Genomic DNA, 726 nt, shown 5'->3' with positions numbered 1-726 from the left:
TATGTTCATAAATAAAATTACTACTAAAACCAATCAATGAAATATTAGTCGTAACAGGATTAAATGCCTCTATACTCAAACGACTTCAAGATGCATGATTCAGTTGGAATTAGAAGCGCTTTAAGCAAGACATTGATTGCAGAGAATGGTTATTCCCTTTTCAAGATCAATAACGCATCTTGAAGTGGCTTGGGTATATACCCATGATACCTCAAAATGCGCTATTTCAGCGAGAATTAAACAGGATTTAGGTAAGGCATTAATTGAAGATAATGGTTGTTCCCTTATCAAAATTAATAACGCAGCATAAACCCTGTTTAAATTCGCCGAGGGCCTAGAGATAAAATGAACTCTCAAAAAATGGCTGTTAACTTAAGAATAATGCCAGAATAAATATTAAATAAAATTAATATTCGCTTATTCGATGGCGCTGATACATGGGAGTTTATCCAAAAGTAGCAAGTCTAAATTAACAATCAATTTTATAAAGCAAAGGAAGTTCATTAATGAATAACAAAATACATAACCTTGCCATTATCTCTGGCACTTACCTATTAGGTGTATTAACAAGTATCTGGTATTTTAGTTCACACAATATTGTGAATGAACAAGTAACTGAAATTAACTCATCCATTGAAACTGAACAGTAAAAAAACAAAACAAGATAAAAGCAACTTATTAATCAAATAGTTAAATAAAAAAGAAGTAACACCTCAATAACCCGTG

Annotated in this window: 1 protein-coding gene; it reads left to right on the top strand. The window is 31.4% G+C overall.

Annotated elements, in window-relative coordinates; translation table 11 throughout:
* Positions 1–506: 506 nt before the first annotated feature.
* Positions 507–650 (top strand): hypothetical protein, encoded by a 144-nt coding sequence (locus tag CJF42_RS27895; protein ID WP_170940772.1) that lies wholly within the window; start codon positions 507–509, stop codon positions 648–650.
* The last annotated feature ends 76 nt before the right edge of the window (positions 651–726 follow it).

The organism is Pseudoalteromonas sp. NBT06-2, from assembly GCF_002276045.1.
Classification (GTDB): Bacteria; Pseudomonadota; Gammaproteobacteria; order Enterobacterales; family Alteromonadaceae; genus Pseudoalteromonas.
This window is presented reverse-complemented; position numbering and strand designations above follow the sequence as displayed.

Bases quoted from the DNA above. Each gene is read 5' to 3' on its own strand.
- CJF42_RS27895 (WP_170940772.1), top strand. From the start codon at position 507: ATGAATAACAAAATACATAACCTTGCCATTATCTCTGGCACTTACCTA.